Consider the following 24,615-nt stretch of genomic DNA (forward strand, 5'->3'; position numbering starts at 1 on the left):
AAAAATTAACAATAAAAATTCGTTATACCAATGCCAGAATAATAGTCTTGATTAACATACCTTGCTCTAGCTACTTGACGCTCAGATTTTAAACATCCCCAAAGAGATTTATCCTCAAGTAATGCTATACCACTACATCTATTGCAATACTTATTAAGTGGGCAACTTGGGCACTTTTCCAATTCGCTAAATTTCTTATTTTGAATCTCGTGTAAAGTAGTAGAATTTAACCAAATATCCTTGATGGAAGTGTTTAATATATTTCCAATAGGCATGTTTAAATTATTACATGCTAAAAAATTTCCATTTGATTCAATAGTACAACTGTATCTTGTTGCATTACAGACATACATACTTGAATTATTTTCGAAACATCTAAAATTTCTAATTGTGTCTATTTTTACTATATTCTCATTTAAGAACTGATCACTCACACGAAATATAGACGGGGTGGCATTACCATCAGTTTTATAAAAGATATTCGTTGTAGCTAAATGCTTAAAATTCATATTTTTACAAAACTCTGACACTTCATCAATACAATTTTGGTTGGTAGTAAGAATAATCTGTTTAACTTCCACTGGTATATCGTATTCTTTTAATAAATTCAAATTGGCTACCGTTTTCTTCAGTGAACCTTTAACTGAAGTTATTTGATCATGGATATTTTCATTCATTGAAAACACCGTACATGATACTTGAGAAATATTCAATTCAGCTAACGCCTTAATTATCTCCTCATTCAACAATGAAACATTCGTAAACAATTTAACATCAAAGAACATCTCTCTAGCATCTCTAATAATTTCCAATGTATCTGGTCGTGTAAATATCTCACCACCTGTAAAGAGCAATTCAAACGTCCCCATCTCTCTCAAATCCTGAAACAATTCATAAAGACATTCTCTTGAAATCCCCTTAGTGACATACGAAGGAAGATAACAATGCTTACACCGCCAATTACACCTTGTTGTTAATTCTATAGTAACAGATAGTAATGTTTTGTTTTTTGAAGCTAAAGCGTATATATCATTATCATAGAATTCAGAGTTCATAAATTAGTCCATTCTCTAAGAGTTCTAGTACAAACTCATCTACCAGTGACTTAATTTCAGAAATGTCACAGCCATATATTTCAGAAAGGCTTAGTAAAACTTGATTATAAGTCCTCTGCTTGGAAAAAGAAAGCCAAATATCTTTTGAGGAATCTTCCAGTAAAAACATTTTATTTATCTGTTTATCCAAAATATAAACTACCCCTGTCGTTGGCTCCATTTGCCAGGCCAACTGTTTCGAATAATAATACCTCATTGATAATTCTGAATCTGCTGTACTAATTGCTGTTAGTTCAGTTTCCATCAATTCATATTTCTCTAAACTAGCCATGACTATCCCTTCTTTGCTTTAAATTATATTTGTAAGCTTACGAGCATAGTTTATCACTTTATAAATCTAATTCTATTTTGTCCCAAATCTGCACTTTCATTTATCATCTGATAAAGGTGCTAATATTTTAATTAAATGCTCCTCATATCTTTCTGCAAGTTTCTCACATTCTGCTGCGCGCATAAATCCAATTACTTTTCTCATTTTTAGGATTGATTTTGTTGTCTGTTCTTTTTTAAATTCATAAAAAGAGCGTGCATATGTAAAAATCAACCGTTCATAAATTTCGGATTCATCAAAATAAAAATGCGAAATTTGTTTTTCAAAATATTTTGCATCCGTTAGATAATCTCTTTCAATACAAATGATAAAAGCATTTAGAGCCATACTAGCGATTACTCTTCTATAACTAGGTATGTCATGATAAAACTCAGTTCTATGTAACATCTCTTTAGATAATAATAGAAATGTTTCATGATTGAAAATATACATGATATTTCCAAATAATAAAATTTCAAACATTCCCCAATAATCAACACTAAATAAGTAATCGGTTATTCTGTTTATATCCGTATCGCTGAAATATTCTTCGTTAGAAAGTTCTTGTAATTTTATTTTTAAAAAAATAATTTCGATTGTTGAAAAAATAGATAAATCATCATTTTCCATGAGTTTAATCAACATTTTATGTAATTTAGCCACGTTTCTCTTAAGGAAACACTGCTTAACTTCATCTATAAGTTGATAAAAGTGATCTCTTTTAAAATCATTAGCTGCAAACATAAATTCCTTGATGGGAACATTTATCTGTTCAAGAGCCAACAAAAATTTTGTTATCGTTAAATCTGTCTCCCCCTTTTCAAACCTAGACAGCTGTGAACGTGATATTCCTTTGTGCTCAATCTCTCTAAGAGTAATTTTTCTTGATTCTCTAAATAATTTATATATTTCTCCAAATTTTTTTAACATCCTATACCTCCATGAGCAAATATGGGACAAATCTCAAATAAAATCTATCCATGTGATAAAATATGACTAGATTATACCATAATAATTAAAATTTTTATTAATTTATTAAAGGAGGTTTCACATGAATATTCCCAAAAGAAGATTCATAATGATTTTACTTGAAATCATCATTATCATCGCCTTATAATTACAATTCTGTAATTTAGCCCCTATATAAAAAACAGCTGAACAATCTTGTTCAACTGTTTTTTTACTCTCTTTTCCAACTGATAATTTTTAAAATACCAAAGACAAGAAAGGCTAGATTAAAAGTTACATAAAATACTGTAAAACTGATCAGACCATTCTGGGATAAATCTTCCATATAAAGGGTCGGTTCAGTAAAGAACAGATAAATTCCATAGCCCTCCACGAAAATAAGAAAACTAATAAAACCAATAAGGAAAAGTCCACTGGCAATAAGAAAGAGTCTCCATAAAAGAATGAGAATTCCTCCTACTGCTAAAAAAATTACTGGGATAAGGAGTAAATCATTCATGACTTTCTCCTTTCTAGTCAATCAATTGACGATAATGGGTGGCAAGAGAGGAATCAAACTCTTCTAATTTTTGAACTAAGTCCAAATACTCCTCTTTTTCATATTCTTCAAAGTCCACACCTCGATGATTTTGAAGAGCTATTTCCAATTGACTAGTGAGTTCTCGTTTAGAAAAACTGTAATCCCCAGTAACTTCCTCATAATGTTCCTTTAGCTCCTTGTAGGCTTGGTATTCTTCAGGCGTTTGAAATCCCTGTACCAAGGCCTCTTCTAATTGATAATAGGTATCTTCCATCATAATCGTTACCTCGTTTCTTTCTATCTTTATTTTACCGCGCTTTTCTTTTCTTGTCCGCTATTTGTATCTATTTTTTAATCTAATTCAAAAGAAAGTTGTTCTTGCCTTTCTTTTCCTTTTTCGTGGAATTGTCTTAAGGCCTGATCAATAATATCTAAATCCGTTTCTGTTTCAATCAATGGCGAGAGTACATCGTATTCGGCCTTTTTAGTTTGATAATCCTCTTCCTTTGGAAAATTTTTCTCAATTTCAACTTTAGCAGTAGTCAATTTATCCTGTAATTCATCCAATAAGTTCTGAGTTTTCACTTGGTCCTCCTTAATGTGATCAATCGTATGCTGAAGCCTTTGAATGGTCCCCAAAGGAGAATACAAATCTAAACTGACAGAATATTGATTTTCTCCTACAATCTTAACAGAGAATGTTTCAGGAAGAGGTTGATTTATTGGAAGACTAAGCATTTTAATGTCAAATCCTCGATAGCTTGCTAGGGTTCGGAATTCTTTGCTGTCAGCTTGATTATGACGGATAAGACGGTGTAGGGATTCCCCTGCTTCAGATCGTTGATCAAAAGCTTGCTTACCTACCGTCATAGAAAATGCCTGGTCTTTCGACATTTCAGACTGTTGAATGTCTCCTTCATATTTGCTTAATCGTTTCTCAAGAATGGGCATATTTTCTTCACAGTAGGAGATTGTATGACGATAGTGATCCTTGCTGCGTTGAAAGGCGCGTCTTTGATTTTCTAATAGAGTTAGATCATTCTCTAGTTCCATCTTATATTTGAGATAAGGATTACCTGTTGCTAATGCCTTAAAGTCAGAAGCCGTCATAGTCTGTTCATCAATGTCTTCTGCAGCACGAATCGGCTCCTTAGAAGTCATAATCTGCTTAATATAACGGAGTTTGTTCTCCTGAGTTGCCCATAGATAATTATCAAACGAACCTTTGGTAATATAGTGGTAAATATCTACTTCCTTGTTTTCATTTCCCTGTCGGATAATACGTCCATTGCGTTGCTGAATGTCACTTGGTCTCCAAGGGACATCCAAATGATGAACTGCTTTCATCTTGCTCTGAACATTTAAACCTGTTCCTCCTTTTTCAGTTGATGCAAGTAAGATACGCACCTCTCCTGCATTGACCTTTCGAGACAAACTATTCTTCTTTTCATCACTATTGGCATCATGTACAAAGGCAATTTCCTTACTAGGGATTCCTCTATCAACTAATAAAGCCTTTATTTCAGAATAAACATCAAAGCCATTATCCTTTTTCTTAGGTGTGCCAATATCTGAAAAAATCATCTGAGTAGCCTTATTTCCCATTCCCTCACGATAAATTCTTTCAACATTATCCACTACCTGAAGCAGTTTATGATTGTCTGCTAGACTATAACTAGAGTCCAATAAACGCATATCAATTGCTAGTTTCCGTGCCTCACCCGTAATCTTTAACATGTTATCCTGGCTCGGATCAACTGTTCCACATTTGACCGCATCTGACCTCATAACCAATTCTTCTAGATAGAGTTTCTGGTTTTCAGTTAACTCACTCTCAATAGGGATAAGATGAGCTTCTGGAACAGGTAAATCCAACATATCTTGTGTTTGAATGTCAGCTGTTTCTTTATAGATTTTCATCAACTCAGGTAGATTGACAAACTTTTTAAATCGTTTCTTAGGTTGGTACTTATCCCCTGTAGGAGCTAATTCCATAGAGTTTTGAATTTCTCCAAAAGCACCTACCCAAGAGTCAAAATAATCAACTTGATAGCGTTTTAAGATATCCGGTTGAATGTAGTTCATCATAGTATACAACTCACTAATAGAATTGGAAACAGGTGTTCCTGTCGCAAAAACAATATTCTTAAAATCATGTTCTTCCTGAATCTGTCGAACCTTCATTTCCATATCCACGTTCTTCTTAGAGGTTGTATTGGTAATCCCTGCTACATTTCCAAGTCCAGTAATTGGACGAATATTTTTAAAGTGATGTGCTTCATCCACAAAGAGAAAATCAATTCCTAAGTTCTCAAAATCAATAAAACTATCACGATTAAAGCGTTGGAGTTCTTCCAATTGTTTCTCTAGACCACTTATTGATTGCTCTGCTTCTTTAACGGTATACTTATTTTCAGAATGTGTTTTAATCTCTCGTAGTTCATTAAGTTTATCCTCTATATAATTCATCTGTCTTTCCTTACTGACAGGGATTTTTTCAAATTGAGAATCCCCAATAACAATGGCATCGTAATCTCCTGTAATAATACGTGACACAAATTGTTTTCTTCTCGCCTTCACAAAATCTTTCTTAGTGGTCACAAAGACTTTTTTGGTAGGGAAAAATTTCATGATTTCTTGGCCAAATTGAGCGGACAAACTAGAAGGTACTACATACAAGGGCTTATGAACCATCCCCAACTCCTTTAATTTAAACCCAGCACCAAGCATGGTCAAGGTCTTTCCTGAACCTACCTCATGAGCTAACAAGGCTCTTTTTTCTTCTACGATTCTTTGAATGGCATTCTCTTGGTGAGGACGAAAACTGATGTTTTGTGCCAAGCCATCAATAACTAGATGGCTACCGTCATACTCTCGACTAACCGTTCGATTATAAAGACGATTATAGCTTTCCTCAATGACTTGTTGGACTTCTGGATACCGTGAGACAAAGTCTTGAAAGAGCTCTTGTAAATGCTGCTCTTTTGCTCTTAGAACAGAGGTTTTTTCCAAATCTGTTATGGTCTTTTTCTTTTCTCCTTCCGTAACAGTCATAGTAATCGTCGGTTGGTTTGAATTTAGTAAATTCTCAAAAATCTTTCTTCCTGTATCATAACGTGACCCATTAACTCCAAGACTACTATCTTTAGCACTTGGATAGCGATAAGCAAATGATGTCCTTAAATGAACCTGGCCATCGACAGGATTCACTTCAATGACTTGTTCAACATCAGGCGAAGACAATTCAAATTCACGATTAGTAAAACATTCAAAAGCAAACTTACCATAAACGGATTGAGGAATCCAACGTGACCCTATTTTAAACTCAATATCTGCCAGATGAATCCGTGGAGGACGAACAGATTCTAACAAATCTAAAGCATGAGACCAGTCACATTCTTGATTGTTTTCCTCCACTAATAGTTGAACTACTTCTATCTTGTTGAGAATATCTCCTGACAAAAACTGGTTCTTAGAAAGATATTTTTTTTCCCCTCTTAAATAGCTTTCTGGATCCATTAAAACCTGGTCACCTAACTCATCTAAAATAGCAGCTTGGCTATGCTCAGGGTAAATTGATACCATATAGTCTAAATCAACCCCTCTACCATCCGATAAACTAGAGTTTAAGGCATCTAAAGCAGTTGATACTCTTGTAATCACTCTCTCCGGCCTAACCAATGCTTTCTCAAAGGCTAAAGATTTTTTATATTTTACTTTCTGATCTTTAGAATCAATGTATTCATCTTCTAAACTAGCTAGTAAGGAATACTTATCGTCACTATCAAATAAGTTCCGATTGACTGAGGCATTCAAGTAGCCAAATTGACTTACAAAGCGGTCATAGTCATGATTGAGTTTACTAAGTAATACCTGAAAATCTGTCCGACTATAATCTTGATGACGTTGAATTTCAATTAAGGCTTGATAGGTCTCTCTCAAATCAACCATGCCCTTAATACGACTAATATCCTTATTCGATAAGGGACTTTCATAAAAGACAGTTTTTTTGAACAGTCCCTTATATTTCCCTCTTTTACTCGCTTCTTCTGACTTGTAAACATCTAGTGCTTCCTCATCTGTCAAATGAAGTTGCACGAATCGGTCTATTTTATGTTCAGACAAAGAACTGTCCCAAGCTTTAAAATCTCCCTTCTCATCTACATAATAACTAATTTCATCTACTTTTGAACTTTTCCGAATGCCATGCGTATCTCGGTAATAAATTTGCTTTCCCTCATATCCAAAAGAATAGAGCGCTAAGTCCTCACGTATACGACTTGGAATAGAATTATCCACTTCTTCTTGGATAAAAACAGGTGCTTTCAAAGAGTTGTCAATTGGTCTAGGTGCTTCCACATTCTCGAATGCTTTCATTATGTCAGTAGCTAATGTTTCTGATACCCTCTTAACATTGAGAGTTCCTCCATTAAAATTACGTACCTCATATTGACCCAAAACTTGTGTATTGTATTTCCCATCAAAATAAGGATTGATCCAGACACGCTTATCCTCCTCAAAGGGAATAGAGCCACTAAAGACAAGTTCCTCCTCATTAAGATTCTTTGCTTGATCCTTTTGAAAGAAGAGGAGATCTGTGGTCACTCGAGTACCTGCAATCTTTTTAAAAGCCGTATCCGGCAAACGAACACCCCCTAAAAAATGAGTGTTGGTTTTAATCTCTTGTAAGACATTATCTGTCCGCTTATCCATTGTCCCGATAGAAGAGATAATCGAAACTTGTCCTCCGTCTCTTACTAAATCAAGTGAGTGTTTGACAAAGTAGTCGTGAATCATATAAGGTTTATCATAGTTTTTATCAGCAATCCGAAAATTTCCAAATGGAACATTCGTTAAGACTAAATCAAAACTATTATTTTGATAGGGAACTTCTTCAAATCCTCGCACTTCAATATGGGTATTGGGGTGGAGTTGTTTTGCGATTGCGCCTGTCACGCTGTCTAATTCAACTCCATAGAGTTCTGACCTCTCTCGTATACTTCTAGGCATAGCCGCAAAGAAGTTCCCAGTCCCCATAGAAGGATCTAAAATCCTTCCTCCTTCAAAACCATCATCCAGTAATTTTTGCCAAATCTGGCGAATAATCATTGGGTCTGTATAATAGGCTGTAAGAGAACTTTGTTTCATGGTGGAGTATTCTGATTTACTTACTAAGCTCCTAAGAGTTAAACGTTCTGATTCGTACTTTGGATTGAGTTCATCAAAAAATTCATTGGCAAGGCCACCCCATCCGACATACTTGGCTAGTAGTTCTTGTTCTTCTGGATTCGCTTGTCGTCCCTCTTTTTCTAATCTTTTAACAAGTTTAATTGCGGCGATATTCGTTTCAATCTTTTCTCGATTTGTCTTAGGATAAAAGTCCTCTAAGTCATCTGGAAAAACAAAATCTTGAACAGTAACATCCGTCTCTTCTATACCTGAAATTAAAGGTTTTGTTTCCTTATCCTTTTCCTTTTCATTATCTTCTTCCAGGTAGGAAAACAAATCTATTTCCTGACTTTCACTTGATGGATCAATCTCAATCTCTGAATCATCTTTTTCAAGTTCTACATGAGACAATACTTGTTCAATCTCTTCTAAACTGTTCAAGTATAAGATAGGATTCTCTTCAAATAACTGGTTGGAATCACTGAATAGTTCTAGGCGAACCAAGTCATTTAACTGAGCATTTTCAATCGAAACCAACTGAAATACTTGTCCTTTATAACTTACTTGTGAACCGATTGGATATTCCCTCAAAGCTTCTTCTACAATTTTATCGACATTAGAAAAAGAGTTCGTTTCTTCCGTTTCCTGTTCAATATCACTTGAAGGAGATAAAGATTCCTCTACTTGATTAGACTTTTCTCTTATAGCTTTCACTTCATCAAAATGAGTAATAATCTTCAGCTTTTGTGTCAGTGGGAGTTGTGTGTAGTTTTCTTCATGATGGACAAGATCCGTAACGGTATCTAAAGTAGCCATCAATTCTGAACCCAAATAGGCTAGAACATCTCCCTCTTTTTCTTCAAAATGAATCTCAAGAACTTCTTTTTTAAGCTCTTTTGAGTCAACCATTAGAAGAAATTCCTCTATATCTCTACTAATACGGTCAGATAGATTATTCGCAACTCGATAGACATTGACTAAATTGACATCCTTATTCTGATGACATACAAGCTCACTTAATGGTTCTAACTTCTTTTTTTCAGATTGGATGTAAAATCGAGTGGAAAGGTTATAGATTGCGACTTCTAGCACCAAGTTTTTCTCAAAATTACTTAATTGAGATAATTTATCTAGACCCGCTTGTCCAAAAGTTCTTGTGTAACTTTCTAAATCTTGGTCATTATTTTCAGAACTAGCCTCTAAGAAAGAAACAATATCTTGATAAAAAGAATAGACGTGAGGAATCTCTTCTATCTTGCCCTCTTCAGCCAAAAAACTCTCTACCAAGTCCTGCCATTTCTCATCAAAATGTTGCGCTTGATAACGAAGAAATAGGTCCATTTTCTCCCTATCTTTTGGAATTGTTCCACGAAACATAGCCAATAATTGCACTACTTCCATACTCGCTCCTTTCATCTATACTAAAATAGGAGAATCACATGATTCCCCTACAACTCTATCTCCATTTCCACCTCTTGAGGACTGGTTTCTAAATTACTAGACAAAAGAGAAACAGCATCTGTTCTCATGTAGTAAGTATATAAGTCTTCTAGGTCTTGTTGGTTTTCAATCCCTGTTTCAATACTAATCAGAGCCTGTATAAATTCCTTGTAGTGACTCTCCATCATATCTGAAATCTTTTGTTTCATTTCCATAAATACTGATGACGATTCAGTTATACTTGTTTGGTCTATGTCTTGTAAATCCTTTTCTAAGGGATTGGTTCCTTCTTCTATTTCCACTAAATCTGAACGTCCATCACCATCAGAATCTGCGCTAAGAGGATTGGTTCCTAGCGCCAATTCTTGAGCATCAGTTAATCCATCTTGATCCGAATCACGTTGATAAATGGCTTCCATATACTTCCTTCTTTCCTAGTTAATCTTTTTTCACTCCAATCCTACCAAATATTCCTTGAAATAAGTATCACAACAAAAAAGAGAACGAGTCAAAACTACGTTCTCCTGAAAATGATAAAACATTACTATTAAAATAGATTACATGTAAAACTCTAATCAGGCAGAGCCTGCTAACTCATGACAGAAAAAGATGTTTAGCCTATAATGAAGGTGAACAATACCAATCCGTGATCTTTAATAGGGTTTTTCCTAGCCTGTATGTAAAACTGCATGAACAAGAGTCATGAGATAACTCGAATATGCCTTGAGCATGAAAATATCTTACTAGTAGCCCCTTGTTCTATTGTTCAAATAGTTAACAGGAGGTTTTTATAATGGAAGTCATGATTGAAACGTGTCTGTATTCTTTTGAATCAGTAACTATTCCAATTTATCTATCTCGAAATATATAAAATTCCTTTGTAATACTATAAAAAATAACTAACAAAGAAATAACTATAAGACTCGGTTGCCAAAAACCCGATATATCTACTACACTTTGGCCTAAAAGTTGGCCAATAAAGCTAACTAAAATTAAAATAATTAAATTGAAAATTACTGATACTAATAAAATTAACACCGAATGTATTATTGCCTCGCCTATACGTATTTTAAAAAGTTGTGATCTTGACACTCCCAGTGTCTTTAACTGTTTAATGTCTTCAATATCTTTATTAGAAGATAAAATTGTAAGAGAAATAGAACTAGTAATAATCAGAATAATTGGAGCAGACAGATAAGCAATAAAGGAAGCTCTTGCTTCGAGTACACCGTTTGCTTTATTCATGAATGAATACATATTTTGGGTGTAAAGAATAAACCCAGAAATGAGAGTTACTCCCATGCTCATTGAAGTTTGTATACTTTTTAAATAACTAGGATTGGATAGTAGATTCCAAAAGCCTGTATTGATTACATAATTTTCAGTTGGAAATATCCTCATTAAAAATTTTATTAGAAACACTTGAATTGATGGAGATAGTGATTGAATAATAAGGATGTGAATAATTAATAAAAATAATATTATGCTTGACTGTGTTGAAATTATTTCTTTATTTCTGCTAAAACTTGCTGAAACAATCAAACCTATACATAGTAACCATAGGATTAAACGAACAGAGATGTTAACAAAACCAGTTACTGTAACTTTTCTTTTTTTCTTTTTTGGTTTTAATATTGATGATATTTTAAGTATACGGCTTGAATAAAAGTAAGCCCCTATCCCGACAATTGTTGGGACTATGAAAACACTCAATAAAATTGATTGAATGTTGGCTGTAATAACTAAATCAGGTAACTCATCTCTTCCTAATAAATTTTGTAAAAATTTGTAGTAACTATCTGTCACAAAAAATGAAAGTATTGTACCAATACTACTAACAATCACTGCCATTAAATAAAACTGTCCAAATACTAGTAAAGATAGTTGAGTTCTGCTTGCGCCTAGGGTAGCCCATAATTGGTAATCCTTTTTAAAGATATCTATTAGCAGCCTTATATTATTTGAAATAAGGAAAAATAAAGTAGTCCCTCCAAAAATTATTAGCATTTGAAAAAGTTGTGAAGCGTTAATATTAGCAGTATTTATTGAACTAGCAATACCAAATAAAGATGTTCCAACAATCAGGCTAGATACAAATAGTAATGGTATTGTTCCTAACCATTGTCTTTTTGAGTACTGAAATTGGTAAATGATTAATTTTAGCATAATAAAACCTCCTCAAATTAATCTTTACTACTTTCAAGTGCTTGGTAGAGCTCATCAGCTGAAGGTTTAATAATTTGTTGAGATATTTTTCCGTCTTTTAAAATGAGTGCTCTGTCAGTTTTTGAAGCCAACTCAATATCATGAGTGACCATAAACACACATTTTCCTTGACTCGCTAAATTACGAAGTGTTTCAAAAATAAGTTTTCTTGAGACGCTGTCCAGAGCTCCTGTTGGCTCATCAGCAAAAATAATTTTACTATCAGCTATTATTGCACGAGTAATAGCCACTTTTTGCTGTTCTCCACCTGATAAGGTAGCAACTAATGATGATAGTTCTGCTTTAAAATTCAAACTATCCAACATTTTTTTACTTTATTGCTATCAACACTCTTTCCTGAGAGTCTCAGAGGAAGTGTAACATTTTCTAGTACAGGTAGAGCGGGTACCAGATTATAGTTTTGAAAAATAATTGCAATATCTTGCCTTCTAAATTTAGCAAGCTTCCCTTCTTTTAAGGTATATGGATTTATACCATTGATAACAACTTCGCCACTTGTTGGTTCAGATAAACTTGATAAGCAACTTAGCAAAGTAGACTTTCCAGAACCACTGACACCAAGTATTGATATAAATTCCCCATAATTGACAGATAAAGAAACATCTTTCAAAATAGAGACAGTTTTGTCTTGCCCTAACAAAAATTCTTTTGAAAGGTTTGAGACTTTAACAGCTACATTATTAACCATAATAAATCCTCCTGATTCCAGTGTCATCTTTAATTTAATTATACAATATTGGATTTCTATTAATATTAAGTAAGTAACTTATGAAACGTATTTTTTATGGATAAAAATAGCATAAAAATCTAGTTATCCGCATAAAAACTGGACTTATCACACTTTATCAAGGTCAAAACCACTCAATTTACTACTAATTTACTACTTATGAATGAGCTTTGATACGACGATTTATCCTTGAAAAGTGAAGATATAAAGATACTTCCAATAAAATTTGAATATTTAATAGGTAGACACTTCAAAAAATGAGGTGTCTATTTTTTTACCCGATTTTGAAAGGAAGTGAACTTATGAAAACAAAAAATCAAGAATCAAAAGGTCGTTCCCCACTCTTTAAGACCATCAAACATTCATTCAGCCAATAAAAAAGAAAGGATAGGTAAAAATATGGAACTTAAATTTGTGATTCCCAACATGGAAAAAACATTCGGCAATTTAGAATTTGCTGGCGAGGATAAAGTCGTTCAGCGAAGAATCAACGGACGGCTAACTGTCTTATCAAGAAGCTATAATCTCTATTCTGATGTTCAAAGAGCAGATGATATTGTGGTGGTGCTTCCTGCTGAAGCTGGCGAAAAACATTTCGGCTTTGAGGAACGTGTGAAGTTAGTCAATCCACGTATTACCGCAGAGGGCTACAAAATCGGCACTCGTGGTTTTACAAATTACCTTTTACATGCTGACGACATGATAAAAGAATAAAGAAAGAGAGGAAAAATGATGAGATTAGCAAATGGCATTGTATTAGATAAAGACACGACTTTTGGAGAATTGAAATTCTCTGCTCTACGTCGTGAAGTGAGAATCCAAAATGAAGACGGGTCGGTTTCAGATGAAATCAAGGAACGTACCTATGACTTAAAATCCAAAGGACAAGGACGCATGATTCAAGTAAGTATTCCTGCCAGCGTGCCTTTGAAAGAGTTTGATTATAACGCACGGGTGGAACTTATCAATCCCATTGCGGACACCGTTGCTACTGCCACCTATCAAGGAGCAGATGTTGACTGGTATATCAAGGCAGACGATATTGTGCTGACAAAGGATTCTAGTTCATTCAAAGCTCAACCACAAGCAAAGAAAGAACCGACACAAGACAAATAGTCGCTAGGTAGAAAGGAGACTTTTTCGCATGAAACAGCGTGGTAAAAGGATTCGCCCATCTGGTAAAGATTTAGTCTTTCATTTTACGATAGCGTCACTCCTGCCTGTTTTCCTGCTGGTTGTCGGACTGTTTCATGTGAAGACAATCCAGCAGATCAACTGGCAGGATTTTAACCTATCACAAGCAGATAAGATTGACATTCCCTATTTAATTATCAGTTTCAGTGTCGCAATTCTTATCTGCTTGCTGGTAGCGTTTGTATTCAAACGGGTTCGCTATGATACGGTTAAACAACTTTACCACCGTCAAAAACTGGCAAAGATGATACTTGAAAACAAGTGGTATGAATCTGAACAGGTCAAAACAGAGGGTTTCTTTAAAGATAGTGCTGGTCGTACAAAGGAAAAGATAACCTACTTCCCTAAAATGTATTATCGACTTAAAAATGGCTTGATACAGATACGGGTGGAAATCACGCTGGGAAAATATCAAGACCAACTCTTACACTTGGAAAAGAAATTAGAGAGTGGCTTGTACTGTGAGCTGACGGATAAAGAGTTAAAGGATTCCTATGTGGAATATACTTTGCTCTATGACACCATAGCCAGTCGTATTTCTATTGATGAAGTAGAAGCTAAAGATGGTAAACTTCGCTTAATGAAAAACGTATGGTGGGAATATGATAAGCTCCCTCATATGTTGATTGCTGGTGGTACAGGTGGCGGTAAAACTTACTTTATACTGACACTGATTGAAGCCTTGCTTCATACAGATTCAAAACTGTATATTCTTGACCCGAAAAATGCTGATCTTGCGGACTTAGGTTCTGTGATGGCAAATGTCTACTATAGAAAAGAAGACTTGCTTTCTTGCATTGAAACATTCTATGAAGAAATGATGAAACGTAGTGAGGAAATGAAGCAGATGAAGAACTATAAGACTGGCAAAAATTATGCTTACTTAGGTCTCCCGGCACACTTCTTAATCTTTGATGAATACGTCGCTTTCATGGAAATGCTGGGAACAAAAGAAAACACCGCAGTTATGAATAAGCTGAAACAGATTGTCATGTTAGGTCGTCAAGCTGGCTTCTTTCTAATACTGGCTTGTCAACGTCCAGACGCAAAATATTTAGGCGACGGAATCCGTGATCAGTTTAATTTCAGAGTGGCTTTAGGTCGTATGTCTGAAATGGGCTATGGCATGATGTTTGGCAGTGACGTACAAAAGGATTTCTTCTTAAAGCGAATCAAAGGTCGTGGCTATGTTGATGTAGGAACAAGTGTCATATCAGAGTTTTATACTCCCCTTGTACCAAAAGGATATGATTTCTTGGAGGAAATTAAAAAGTTATCCAACAGCAGACAGTCCACGCAGGCGACGTGCGAAGCGGAAGTCGCAGGTGTGGACTGATCTTGCTGGCTGGTGTGGCAATAGCCACGCCAGCACTTAACCCCCCGTATCTAACAGGGGGGTACAAATCGACAGGAAACAGTCAAAAAAACATTAGAAAATCCTTTGGTTACAAGGGATTTACAAAATTTCAGCGTATGTCAAATGGGCTTTAAAAGTTGACATACGCCTTTTTGATTGGAGGGATTTTTACTGAATGAACAAACTTGGTTACAGCATTTAAAAGAAAAACGCTTGGCTTATGGACTATCTCAAAACCGTTTAGCTGTTGCGACTGGTATTACAAGGCAGTATCTAAGCGATATTGAAACAGGAAAAGTCAAGCCATCAGAGGATTTACAGCAGTCCCTTTGGGAAGCTCTGGAACGCTTCAATCCCGACGCTCCCCTTGAAATGCTGTTTGATTATGTAAGAATTCGCTTTCCGACAACAGACGTACAGCAGGTGGTCGAAAACATCTTACAACTGAAACTGTCCTATTTTCTTCATGAGGACTATGGTTTCTATTCTTATTCAGAGCATTATGCTTTAGGCGACATATTCGTCCTTTGCTCCCATGAACTGGACAAAGGAGTTCTGGTGGAATTGAAAGGTCGTGGGTGCAGACAATTTGAAAGCTATCTTCTGGCACAACAAAGAAGCTGGTATGAGTTCTTTATGGACGTTTTGGTGGCTGGCGGTGTGATGAAACGCCTTGACCTTGCCATTAACGATAAGACAGGGATTTTAAATATCCCTGTACTCACTGAAAAGTGCCAACAGGAAGAATGTATCTCCGTCTTCCGCAGTTTTAAAAGCTATCGCAGTGGCGAACTGGTACGCAAAGAGGAAAAGGAATGTATGGGAAACACCCTCTATATCGGTTCATTACAAAGTGAAGTTTATTTCTGTATCTATGAAAAGGACTACGAGCAGTACAAGAAAAATGATATTCCCATTGAAGACGCAGAAGTAAAAAACCGTTTTGAGATTCGATTGAAAAATGAGCGTGCCTATTATGCAGTCCGTGATTTACTCGTCTATGACAATCCAGAGCATACCGCCTTTAAAATTATCAATCGGTATATCCGTTTTGTAGATAAAGACGATTCCAAACCTCGTTCTGATTGGAAACTGAATGAAGAATGGGCTTGGTTTATTGGGAACAATCGTGAACGATTAAAACTAACCACAAAACCAGAGCCTTACTCCTTCCAAAGGACGCTGAACTGGCTATCTCATCAAGTTGCCCCGACCTTAAAGGTTGCGATTAAACTTGATGAAATCAACCAGACGCAGGTTGTAAAAGACATTCTCGACCATGCGAAACTGACAGACCGACACAAGCAGATTTTGAAGCAACAGTCAGTAAAAGAACAGGACGTGATAACAACAAAAAAATAACTCAAATACAAATTCATTGAATATAGAGAGGAGAACATTTTTATGAATTTTGGACAAAACCTTTATAACTGGTTTCTATCAAACGCTCAATCACTGGTGCTTTTAGCAATCGTTGTGATTGGCTTGTATCTTGGCTTCAAGCGTGAGTTTAGCAAACTGATTGGCTTTTTAATTATTGCGATTATTGCGGTTGGCTTAGTCTTCAACGCTGCTGGAGTAAAAGACATTTTACTAGAGCTATTCAATCGCATTATTGGTGCTTAAATAAAACCGTTCTTTTGTGGAATATAAGTGGTTTTCTTATGTTCCGCAAAGGAATGGTACACCAAACGAAGTGCGGTAGGGATTTTTGAATCTCTACAAAGAAAGGACGTGAATATATGGACGATATGCAAGTCTATATTGCGAATTTAGGCAAATACAATGAGGGCGAATTGGTCGGTGCGTGGTTTACCTTTCCCATTGACTTTGAGGAAGTCAAAGAGAAAATCGGCTTGAATGATGAATATGAGGAATACGCCATTCATGACTACGAGTTACCCTTTACGGTTGACGAATACACTTCCATTGGCGAACTCAATCGACTATGGGAAATGGTATCGGAATTACCCGAAGAATTACAATCGGAGCTATCTGCTCTGCTCACTCATTTTTCAAGCATTGAAGAACTAAGCGAACATCAAGAGGATATTATCATTCATTCCGATTGTGATGATATGTATGACGTGGCACGCTACTACATTGAAGAAACGGGTGCTTTAGGCGAAGTACCAGCTAGTCTTCAAAACTATATTGATTATCAAGCCTATGGTCGGGATTTAGACCTTTCAGGAACGTTTATCTCAACCAATCATGGGATTTTTGAAATCGTCTATTAAATCTGTCGGTACATTACTACTGGCAGATTTTCTATTTTACGGGGTGGCTCAATCAGCTACCCCTATTTTTTATGAAAGGATTGATTACATGAAGAAAATACGAAGCTATACCAGTATCTGGTCTGTGGAAAAGGTACTGTATTCTATCAATGATTTTAGACTTCCGTTTCCCATAACCTTTACGCAAATGACATGGTTTGTCGTGTCACTCTTTGCAGTGATGATACTTGGCAACTTGCCCCCTCTTTCCATGATAGAGGGAGCATTTCTCAAATACTTTGGGATTCCTGTGGCTTTCACATGGTTTATGTCTACAAAAACTTTTGATGGTAAAAAGCCTTATGGATTTTTGAAGTCTGTCATTGCTTATGCACTGCGACCAAAGCTGACCTATGCAGGAAAAAAAGTAACGCTTGGCAGAAACCAGCCACAAGAAGCCATTACAGCAGTTAGGAGTGAATTTTATGGCATATCCAATTAAATACATTGAAAACAATCTCGTCTGGAATAAAGACGGGGAATGTTATGCTTACTATGAGCTTGTTCCTTACAATTACTCATTTCTAAGTCCAGAACAGAAAATACAAGTGCATGATTCTTTCAGACAGCTTATCGCACAAAATCGTGATGGCAAAATTCATGCTTTACAAATCAGTACAGAATCCAGCATACGTTCTGCACAAGAGCGTTCCAAAAATGAAGTCACTGGCAAGCTCAAAGCGGTTGCCTATGACAAAATCGACCAACAGACAGACGCTTTAATATCCATGATTGGCGAAAATCAAGTGAACTACCGTTTCTTTATCGGCTTTAAGTTGCTTCTCAACGATCAGGAGTTTTCTATGAAAAATCTTACCGTTGAAGCAAAAAATGCTTTGTCTGATTTTGTCTATGATGTGAACCATAAGCTGATGGGCGATTTTGTTAGTATGAGTAATGATGAAATCCTGCGTTTTCAGAAGATGGAAAAGCTCTTAGAAAATAAAATCTCTCGTCGTTTCAAAATCCGCAGGTTAGATAAGGACGACTTCGGCTATCTGATTGAACACCTTTACGGACAGACAGGCACTGCCTATGAAGAGTATGAGTACCATCTATCAAAGAAAAAGCTGGATAATGAAACGCTGATTAAATACTATGACTTGATTAAGCCTACTCGCTGTTTGGTGGAAGAAAAACAGCGATATTTGAAAATCCAGCAGGAAGATGAAACCGTCTATGTAGCTTACTTTACCATTAACAGCATTGTCGGAGAACTGGACTTCCCGTCCTCTGAAATCTTCTACTACCAGCAACAGCAATTTACATTCCCGATTGATACGTCAATGAATGTGGAAATTGTAGCGAATCGTAAAGCCCTATCTACTGTCCGCAATAAAAAGAAAGAACTGAAAGACTTGGATAACCACGCTTGGCAAAGTGATAATGAAACCAGCTCCAATGTGGCGGAAGCTCTGGAAAGTGTGAATGAGCTGGAAACCAATTTAGACCAAAGCAAGGAATCTATGTACAAGCTGTCTTATGTGGTAAGGGTATCAGCAAATGATCTTGACGAACTCAAACGTCGTTGTAATGAAGTGAAAGATTTTTATGACGATTTAAGCGTAAAACTGGTACGACCATTTGGGGATATGCTCGGCTTACATGAAGAATTTTTACCTGCCAGCAAGCGTTATATGAATGATTATATTCAATACGTGACCTCTGATTTCCTCGCTGGTTTAGGTTTTGGTGCTACTCAAATGCTGGGGGAAAATGAGGGGATTTATGTTGGCTACAGCTTAGATACTGGACGCAATGTCTATCTGAAACCTGCTCTTGCCAGTCAAGGGGTTAAGGGTTCAGTAACCAATGCGTTAGCGTCGGCTTTTGTTGGTTCGCTGGGTGGTGGTAAATCCTTTGCGAATAACCTTATCGTCTATTATGCGGTGCTTTATGGGGCACAAGCAGTGATTGTAGACCCAAAAGCAGAACGTGGCAGATGGAAAGAAACCTTGCCAGAGATTTCCCATGAAATCAATATCGTCACTCTGACTTCTGATGAGAAAAACAAAGGCTTACTTGACCCTTATGTGATTATGAAAAATCCCAAAGATTCTGAATCACTGGCTATTGATATTCTGACATTCCTTACGGGGATTTCCTCTCGTGATGGGGAACGCTTCCCAATCCTTAGAAAAGCCATTCGTGCAGTAACCAATAGTGAAGTACGAGGGTTGATGAAAGTGATTGAGGAATTACGGGTTGAGAATACGCCACTAAGTACCAGTATAGCCGACCATATCGAAAGTTTTACAGACTATGACTTTGCACATTTATTATTCAGTAATGGTTATGTGGAGCAGTCTATCAGCTTAGAAAAACAACTGAACATTATACAGGTTGCGGACTTGGTACTTCCCGACAAGGAAACTTCCTTTGAGGAATATACCACTATGGAGCTTTTATCCGTTGCTATGCTGATTGTCATTAGTACCTTTGCTTTAGACTTTATCCATACAGACCGAAGCATTTTCAAGATTGTAGATTTAGACGAAGCATGGAGCTTTTTACAGGTAGCACAAGGAAAAACACTATCTATGAAGCTGGTTCGGGCTGGTCGTGCTATGAACGCTGGGGTATATTTCGTGACCCAAAATACAGACGACCTCTTAGATGAAAAACTGAAAAATAACCTCGGCTTAAAATTTGCATTTCGTTCCACTGACCTTAACGAGATTAAAAAGACCTTAGCCTTTTTTGGTGTAGACCCAGAGGACGAAAACAATCAGAAGCGATTGCGTGATTTGGAAAACGGGCAATGCCTTATCAGTGATTTATATGGTCGTGTCGGTGTGATACAGTTCCACCCTGTATTTGAAGAACTGCTCCATGCCTTTGATACCAGACCACCTGTGCGAAAAGAGGTGTAAATGTGAAACCATCAATAGTAAACAGAATAAAATCAAACTGGACGCTGAAACGTCTAGGTAAAGTGGCAATGACAGTGGCTTTCACACTTGTGATTGCCATTTTTCTTTTAGCCATGCTGGGAACGGTGGTTCAAGCTGCGGGCTTGGTAGATGATACGGTCAATGTGGCAAATGAATACAGCCGATACCCACTTGAAAACTATCAACTGGATTTTTATGTGGATAATAGCTGGGGCTGGCTTCCGTGGAACTGGTCGGACGGGATTGGAAAACAGGTCATGTATGGACTATATGCCATTACCAATTTTATTTGGACAATCAGTTTGTATGTTTCCAATGCGACAGGTTACTTAGTACAGGAAGCCTATTCCTTAGACTTCATTTCCGCTACAGCAGATTCCATTGGTAAGAATATGCAGACCTTAGCTGGTGTGAGTGCAAACGGATTTTCAACAGAGGGTTTCTATGTTGGATTCCTCTTACTCTTGATTTTGGTTCTTGGGGTTTATGTTGCCTATACGGGACTGATAAAGAGAGAAACCACAAAGGCAATTCATGCCATTATGAATTTTGTGCTGGTGTTTATCCTATCGGCTTCCTTTATTGCCTACGCTCCCGACTACATTAAAAAAATCAATGACTTTTCATCAGACATCAGTAATGCCAGTTTATCACTTGGCACGAAGATTGTCATGCCCCATTCCGATAGTCAAGGCAAGGACAGCGTGGACTTAATCAGAGATAGCCTGTTTTCCATACAGGTTCAGCAACCGTGGCTACTGCTTCAATACAACAGTTCAGACATTGAAAGTATCGGTATTGACCGTGTGGAAAGCCTGCTCTCCACCAGCCCAGATTCCAACAATGGCGAAGACAGAGAAAAAATTGTTGCGGAAGAAATTGAAGACAGAAGCAATACCAATCTAACCATTACAAAGACCATTAACCGTTTAGGTACAGTCTTCTTCCTATTTGTCTTCAATATTGGGATTTCCATATTTGTATTCCTATTAACAGGAATCATGATTTTCTCGCAGGTACTTTTTATCATCTATGCTATGTTTCTGCCTGTGAGCTTTATTTTAAGCATGATTCCATCATTTGATGGTATGTCAAAACGAGCCATAACAAAGCTCTTTAATACCATTTTGACACGAGCTGGAATCACATTGATTATTACGACAGCATTTAGTATTTCAACCATGCTCTATACCTTATCGGCTGGTTATCCGTTCTTTTTGATTGCTTTTCTACAGATTGTGACCTTTGCAGGAATCTACTTCAAGCTGGGCGATTTAATGAGTATGTTTTCTCTACAGAGTAACGATTCTCAAAGTGTGGGAAGTCGTGTGATGAGAAAACCTCGTATGCTTATGCACGCTCACATGCACCGTCTACAGCGGAAACTTGGACGTTCCATGACTACTCTAGGGGCTGGGTCTGCCATTGTTACAGGTAAAAAAGGACAGTCGGGTTCGGGGAGTTCTGCAAGGACACAAGCAGATCACTCCCGACCAGACGGAAAGGAAAAATCAACACTTGGAAAACGTATCGGTCAAACCATCGGTACAGTAGCTGATACCAAAGACAGAATGGTAGACACTGCTAGTGGTTTGAAAGAACAGGTTAAAGATTTGCCGACCAATGCAAGATATGCAGTATATCAAGGAAAATCCAAAGTAAAAGAGAATGTCCGTGATTTAACCAGTAGTATTTCTCAAACCAAAGCGGACAGAGCCAGTGGACGCAAGGAACAGCAGGAACAAAGGCGAAAAACCATTGCGAAGCGTCGCTCTGAAATGGAACAGGTCAAACAGAAAAAACAGCCTGCTTCTTCTGTTCATGAAAGACCGACTACAAGACAAGAACAATATCATGATGAACAGACCTCAAAACAGTCTAATATTCAGACTTCATATAAGGAATCTCAACAAGCCAAACAAGAGCGTCCAGCAGTTAAGTCCGATTTTTCAAGTCCAAAAGTGGAACGCCAAGGCAATACCGTTCAAGAAAAAACCGTTCAAAAGCCAGCAACTTCAACCACTACAGCAGATAGAACTTCACAACGTCCAATCACAAAAGAACGTCCGTCTACTGTTCAAAGAGTACCACTACAAAATACAAGAAGTAGACCACCAATCAAAACCGCCACCATTAAGAAAGTCGGTAAGAAACCATGAAGTTGAAAACTTTAGTGATTGGTGGTTCTGGATTATTCTTGATGGTCTTCTCACTGCTTCTGTTTGTTGCCATTTTATTTTCAGATGAACAGGACAGCGGAATTTCCAATATTCATTATGGAGGTGTGAATGTTTCCGCAGAAGTGCTGGCTCATAAGCCTATGGTAGAAAAATATGCCAAAGAATATGGCGTTGAAGAATATGTCAACATACTTCTTGCGATTATACAGGTGGAATCGGGCGGTACTGCGGAAGATGTTATGCAGTCCTCGGAATCCCTCGGTCTTCCACCTAATTCATTGAGTACAGAAGAATCCATTAAGCAAGGTGTGAAGTATTTCAGTGAATTATTAGCCAGTAGCGAAAGGCTCAGTGTAGATTTAGAATCGGTTATCCAGTCCTACAATTATGGTGGTGGTTTCTTAGGGTATGTGGCTAATCGTGGAAATAAATATACCTTTGAACTGGCTCAAAGTTTCTCAAAAGAGTATTCAGGTGGCGAAAAAGTGTCTTACCCCAATCCCATAGCCATACCTATCAATGGGGGCTGGCGATACAACTATGGCAATATGTTTTATGTGCAACTGGTAACGCAGTATCTTGTCACAACAGAGTTTGATGATGATACGGTACAAGCCATCATGGACGAAGCACTGAAATATGAGGGCTGGCGATACGTTTACGGTGGAGCTTCCCCGACTACTTCTTTTGATTGTAGCGGACTGACACAATGGACGTATGGAAAAGCTGGAATTAACTTACCACGAACCGCACAACAGCAATATGATGTGACCCAGCATATCCCACTATCGGAAGCACAAGCTGGCGATTTGGTTTTCTTTCATTCTACCTATAACGCTGGCTCTTATATTACTCATGTTGGGATATACCTTGGCAATAACCGTATGTTTCATGCAGGCGACCCAATCGGTTATGCCGACTTAACAAGCCCCTACTGGCAACAGCATTTAGTGGGAGCAGGACGAATCAAACAATGAGAAAGGAAGATTTAATGATGAAATTTAGAAAAAATCAGAATAAAGAAAAACAGATACCAAAGGAAAAGAAACCTCGTGTCTACTATAAGGTCAATCCTCATAAAAAGGTTGTGATTGCCTTGTGGGTACTTTTAGGGCTTAGTTTCAGCTTTGCGATATTCAAGCACTTTACAGCTATAGATACTCATACTATTCACGAAACAACTATCATAGAAAAGGAATACGTTGATACTCATCATGTAGAAAATTTTGTAGAGAACTTTGCGAAAGTCTACTATTCATGGGAGCAATCCGATAAGTCCATTGATAATCGAATGGAAAGTCTAAAAGGCTATCTGACAGATGAACTTCAAGCTCTCAATGTTGATACAGTACGCAAAGATATTCCTGTATCGTCTTCTGTAAGAGGATTTCAGATATGGACGGTAGAGCCAACTGGCGACAATGAGTTTAATGTAACCTACAGTGTAGACCAGCTCATTACAGAGGGAGAAAATACAAAGACCGTCCACTCTGCTTATATAGTGAGTGTCTATGTAGATGGTTCTGGAAATATGGTACTGGTTAAGAATCCGACCATTACCAACATACCTAAGAAATCAAGTTATAAACCAAAAGCCATTGAAAGTGAGGGGACGGTTGATTCCATTACAACCAATGAAATCAATGAGTTTTTAACGACGTTCTTCAAGCTCTATCCTACAGCGACAGCCAGTGAACTTTCCTACTATGTGAATGACGGGATATTAAAACCAATCGGAAAAGAGTACATCTTTCAAGAACTGGTAAATCCTATTCACAATCGTAAGGATAATCAAGTCACGGTATCGCTGACAGTGGAGTATATCGACCAGCAGACCAAAGCAACGCAGGTATCTCAATTTGATTTGGTACTTGAAAAGAACGGGAGTAATTGGAAGATTATAGAATAACAAATATTGGTACATTATTACAGCTATTTTGTAATCACGTACTCTCTTTGATAAAAAATTGGAGATTCCTTGACAAATATGCTCTTACGTGCTATTATTTAAGTATCTATTTAAAAGGAGTTAATAAATATGCGGCAAGGTATTCTTAAATAAACTGTCAATTTGATAGTGGGAACAAATAATTGGATGTCCTTTTTTAGGAGGGCTTAGTTTTTTGTACCCAGTTTAAGAATACCTTTATCATGTGATTCTAAAGTATCCGGAGAATATCTGTATGCTTTGTATGCCTATGGTTATGCATAAAAATCCCAGTGATAAGAGTATTT

General features: G+C 36.9%; 21 protein-coding genes and 1 pseudogene. 13 read left to right on the forward strand and 9 right to left on the reverse strand.

The window, feature by feature from the left end; all coding sequences use genetic code 11:
* Positions 1-5: 5 nt before the first annotated feature.
* The 9 genes and pseudogenes from HMPREF0851_RS06505 to HMPREF0851_RS16685 form a co-directional block, all read right to left on the reverse strand.
* Positions 6-1,055 carry a radical SAM/SPASM domain-containing protein gene (locus tag HMPREF0851_RS06505; RefSeq protein ID WP_025169844.1) on the reverse strand — a complete coding sequence of 350 codons (1,050 nt, stop codon included), beginning with the start codon at positions 1,053-1,055 and terminating at the stop codon, positions 6-8.
* Positions 1,045-1,386: a PqqD family protein gene (locus HMPREF0851_RS06510; protein ID WP_000157487.1), complete on the reverse strand. Its 342-nt coding sequence runs from the start codon at positions 1,384-1,386 to the stop codon at positions 1,045-1,047. The genes HMPREF0851_RS06505 and HMPREF0851_RS06510 overlap by 11 nt, the downstream gene beginning before the upstream one ends.
* 96 nt (positions 1,387-1,482) lie before the next feature.
* Positions 1,483-2,355 carry an Rgg/GadR/MutR family transcriptional regulator gene (locus HMPREF0851_RS06515; protein ID WP_000913378.1) on the reverse strand — a complete coding sequence of 291 codons (873 nt, stop codon included), beginning with the start codon at positions 2,353-2,355 and terminating at the stop codon, positions 1,483-1,485.
* 250 nt (positions 2,356-2,605) lie between these two features.
* Positions 2,606-2,914 (reverse strand): DUF5966 family protein, encoded by a 309-nt coding sequence (locus tag HMPREF0851_RS06520; protein ID WP_009014194.1) that lies wholly within the window; start codon positions 2,912-2,914, stop codon positions 2,606-2,608.
* On the reverse strand, positions 2,907-3,191 hold the full coding sequence (locus tag HMPREF0851_RS06525; protein ID WP_000969641.1) for a DUF5962 family protein: 285 nt from the start codon (positions 3,189-3,191) through the stop codon (positions 2,907-2,909). The genes HMPREF0851_RS06520 and HMPREF0851_RS06525 overlap by 8 nt, the downstream gene beginning before the upstream one ends.
* A gap of 74 nt (positions 3,192-3,265) precedes the next feature.
* The gene (locus HMPREF0851_RS06530) at positions 3,266-9,484 is read right to left on the reverse strand and encodes a DEAD/DEAH box helicase family protein (protein ID WP_000454399.1); all 6,219 of its coding nucleotides are present in this window, start codon (positions 9,482-9,484) and stop codon (positions 3,266-3,268) included.
* Between the two features lie 47 nt (positions 9,485-9,531).
* Positions 9,532-9,942, reverse strand: coding sequence for a thrombospondin type 3 repeat-containing protein (locus HMPREF0851_RS06535; RefSeq protein ID WP_000387509.1), 411 nt, complete (start codon positions 9,940-9,942; stop codon positions 9,532-9,534).
* 430 nt (positions 9,943-10,372) lie between these two features.
* Positions 10,373-11,689, reverse strand: coding sequence for an FtsX-like permease family protein (locus tag HMPREF0851_RS06540; protein WP_000915994.1), 1,317 nt, complete (start codon positions 11,687-11,689; stop codon positions 10,373-10,375).
* A gap of 17 nt (positions 11,690-11,706) precedes the next feature.
* Positions 11,707-12,437, reverse strand: a pseudogene (locus HMPREF0851_RS16685) (ABC transporter ATP-binding protein).
* Positions 12,438-12,875: 438 nt separating this feature from the next.
* Between HMPREF0851_RS16685 and HMPREF0851_RS06550 the strand changes: the two are divergent.
* The 13 genes from HMPREF0851_RS06550 to HMPREF0851_RS16270 all read left to right on the forward strand — a co-directional run.
* Complete coding sequence (locus tag HMPREF0851_RS06550) at positions 12,876-13,190, forward strand: YdcP family protein (RefSeq protein WP_000420682.1); 315 nt, start codon at positions 12,876-12,878, stop codon at positions 13,188-13,190.
* Between the two features lie 15 nt (positions 13,191-13,205).
* Positions 13,206-13,592 (forward strand): YdcP family protein, encoded by a 387-nt coding sequence (locus HMPREF0851_RS06555; protein WP_000985015.1) that lies wholly within the window; start codon positions 13,206-13,208, stop codon positions 13,590-13,592.
* A 28-nt stretch (positions 13,593-13,620) separates the two neighbouring features.
* Positions 13,621-15,006: an FtsK/SpoIIIE domain-containing protein gene (locus HMPREF0851_RS06560; protein ID WP_000813488.1), complete on the forward strand. Its 1,386-nt coding sequence runs from the start codon at positions 13,621-13,623 to the stop codon at positions 15,004-15,006.
* Between the two features lie 2 nt (positions 15,007-15,008).
* Positions 15,009-15,161, forward strand: a complete 153-nt coding sequence (locus tag HMPREF0851_RS15565; RefSeq protein ID WP_000879507.1) for a hypothetical protein — start codon at positions 15,009-15,011, stop codon at positions 15,159-15,161.
* Positions 15,162-15,183: 22 nt separating this feature from the next.
* On the forward strand, positions 15,184-16,389 hold the full coding sequence (gene mobT / locus HMPREF0851_RS06565; protein WP_000398284.1) for a MobT family relaxase: 1,206 nt from the start codon (positions 15,184-15,186) through the stop codon (positions 16,387-16,389).
* Positions 16,390-16,431: 42 nt separating this feature from the next.
* The gene (locus HMPREF0851_RS06570; RefSeq protein ID WP_001009056.1) at positions 16,432-16,653 is read left to right on the forward strand and encodes a hypothetical protein; all 222 of its coding nucleotides are present in this window, start codon (positions 16,432-16,434) and stop codon (positions 16,651-16,653) included.
* 116 nt (positions 16,654-16,769) lie between these two features.
* On the forward strand, positions 16,770-17,267 hold the full coding sequence (locus HMPREF0851_RS06575; RefSeq protein WP_000342539.1) for an antirestriction protein ArdA: 498 nt from the start codon (positions 16,770-16,772) through the stop codon (positions 17,265-17,267).
* An 88-nt stretch (positions 17,268-17,355) separates the two neighbouring features.
* Positions 17,356-17,748 carry a conjugal transfer protein gene (locus tag HMPREF0851_RS06580; protein ID WP_000723888.1) on the forward strand — a complete coding sequence of 131 codons (393 nt, stop codon included), beginning with the start codon at positions 17,356-17,358 and terminating at the stop codon, positions 17,746-17,748.
* Positions 17,732-20,179 (forward strand): ATP-binding protein, encoded by a 2,448-nt coding sequence (locus HMPREF0851_RS06585; protein WP_000331149.1) that lies wholly within the window; start codon positions 17,732-17,734, stop codon positions 20,177-20,179. The genes HMPREF0851_RS06580 and HMPREF0851_RS06585 overlap by 17 nt, the downstream gene beginning before the upstream one ends.
* Positions 20,180-20,181: 2 nt before the next feature.
* Positions 20,182-22,359, forward strand: a complete 2,178-nt coding sequence (locus tag HMPREF0851_RS06590; RefSeq protein WP_000804748.1) for a CD3337/EF1877 family mobilome membrane protein — start codon at positions 20,182-20,184, stop codon at positions 22,357-22,359.
* Positions 22,356-23,357, forward strand: a complete 1,002-nt coding sequence (locus HMPREF0851_RS06595) for a lysozyme family protein (RefSeq protein WP_000769868.1) — start codon at positions 22,356-22,358, stop codon at positions 23,355-23,357. The genes HMPREF0851_RS06590 and HMPREF0851_RS06595 overlap by 4 nt, the downstream gene beginning before the upstream one ends.
* Positions 23,354-24,289 carry a conjugal transfer protein gene (locus HMPREF0851_RS06600; RefSeq protein ID WP_001224320.1) on the forward strand — a complete coding sequence of 312 codons (936 nt, stop codon included), beginning with the start codon at positions 23,354-23,356 and terminating at the stop codon, positions 24,287-24,289. The genes HMPREF0851_RS06595 and HMPREF0851_RS06600 overlap by 4 nt, the downstream gene beginning before the upstream one ends.
* 244 nt (positions 24,290-24,533) lie before the next feature.
* The coding region (locus HMPREF0851_RS16270) for a tetracycline resistance determinant leader peptide (protein WP_077850344.1) at positions 24,534-24,615 on the forward strand (82 nt) is incomplete at its 3' end.

This window comes from Streptococcus sp. M334 (assembly GCF_000187745.1).
Lineage (GTDB): Bacteria > Bacillota > Bacilli > Lactobacillales > Streptococcaceae > Streptococcus.

Coding starts and splice junctions, on each gene's coding strand:
- HMPREF0851_RS06510 (WP_000157487.1), bottom strand. CDS start 1,386: ATGGCTAGTTTAGAGAAATATGAATTGATGGAAACTGAACTAACAGCA.
- HMPREF0851_RS06560 (WP_000813488.1), top strand. CDS start 13,621: ATGAAACAGCGTGGTAAAAGGATTCGCCCATCTGGTAAAGATTTAGTC.
- HMPREF0851_RS06530 (WP_000454399.1), bottom strand. CDS start 9,484: ATGGAAGTAGTGCAATTATTGGCTATGTTTCGTGGAACAATTCCAAAA.
- HMPREF0851_RS06535 (WP_000387509.1), bottom strand. CDS start 9,942: ATGGAAGCCATTTATCAACGTGATTCGGATCAAGATGGATTAACTGAT.
- HMPREF0851_RS06595 (WP_000769868.1), top strand. CDS start 22,356: ATGAAGTTGAAAACTTTAGTGATTGGTGGTTCTGGATTATTCTTGATG.
- HMPREF0851_RS06550 (WP_000420682.1), top strand. CDS start 12,876: ATGGAACTTAAATTTGTGATTCCCAACATGGAAAAAACATTCGGCAAT.
- HMPREF0851_RS06575 (WP_000342539.1), top strand. CDS start 16,770: ATGGACGATATGCAAGTCTATATTGCGAATTTAGGCAAATACAATGAG.
- HMPREF0851_RS06570 (WP_001009056.1), top strand. CDS start 16,432: ATGAATTTTGGACAAAACCTTTATAACTGGTTTCTATCAAACGCTCAA.
- HMPREF0851_RS06525 (WP_000969641.1), bottom strand. CDS start 3,191: ATGATGGAAGATACCTATTATCAATTAGAAGAGGCCTTGGTACAGGGA.
- HMPREF0851_RS06600 (WP_001224320.1), top strand. CDS start 23,354: ATGAGAAAGGAAGATTTAATGATGAAATTTAGAAAAAATCAGAATAAA.
- HMPREF0851_RS06540 (WP_000915994.1), bottom strand. CDS start 11,689: ATGCTAAAATTAATCATTTACCAATTTCAGTACTCAAAAAGACAATGG.
- HMPREF0851_RS06555 (WP_000985015.1), top strand. CDS start 13,206: ATGATGAGATTAGCAAATGGCATTGTATTAGATAAAGACACGACTTTT.
- HMPREF0851_RS06515 (WP_000913378.1), bottom strand. CDS start 2,355: ATGTTAAAAAAATTTGGAGAAATATATAAATTATTTAGAGAATCAAGA.
- HMPREF0851_RS06505 (WP_025169844.1), bottom strand. CDS start 1,055: ATGAACTCTGAATTCTATGATAATGATATATACGCTTTAGCTTCAAAA.
- HMPREF0851_RS06585 (WP_000331149.1), top strand. CDS start 17,732: ATGGCATATCCAATTAAATACATTGAAAACAATCTCGTCTGGAATAAA.
- HMPREF0851_RS06580 (WP_000723888.1), top strand. CDS start 17,356: ATGAAGAAAATACGAAGCTATACCAGTATCTGGTCTGTGGAAAAGGTA.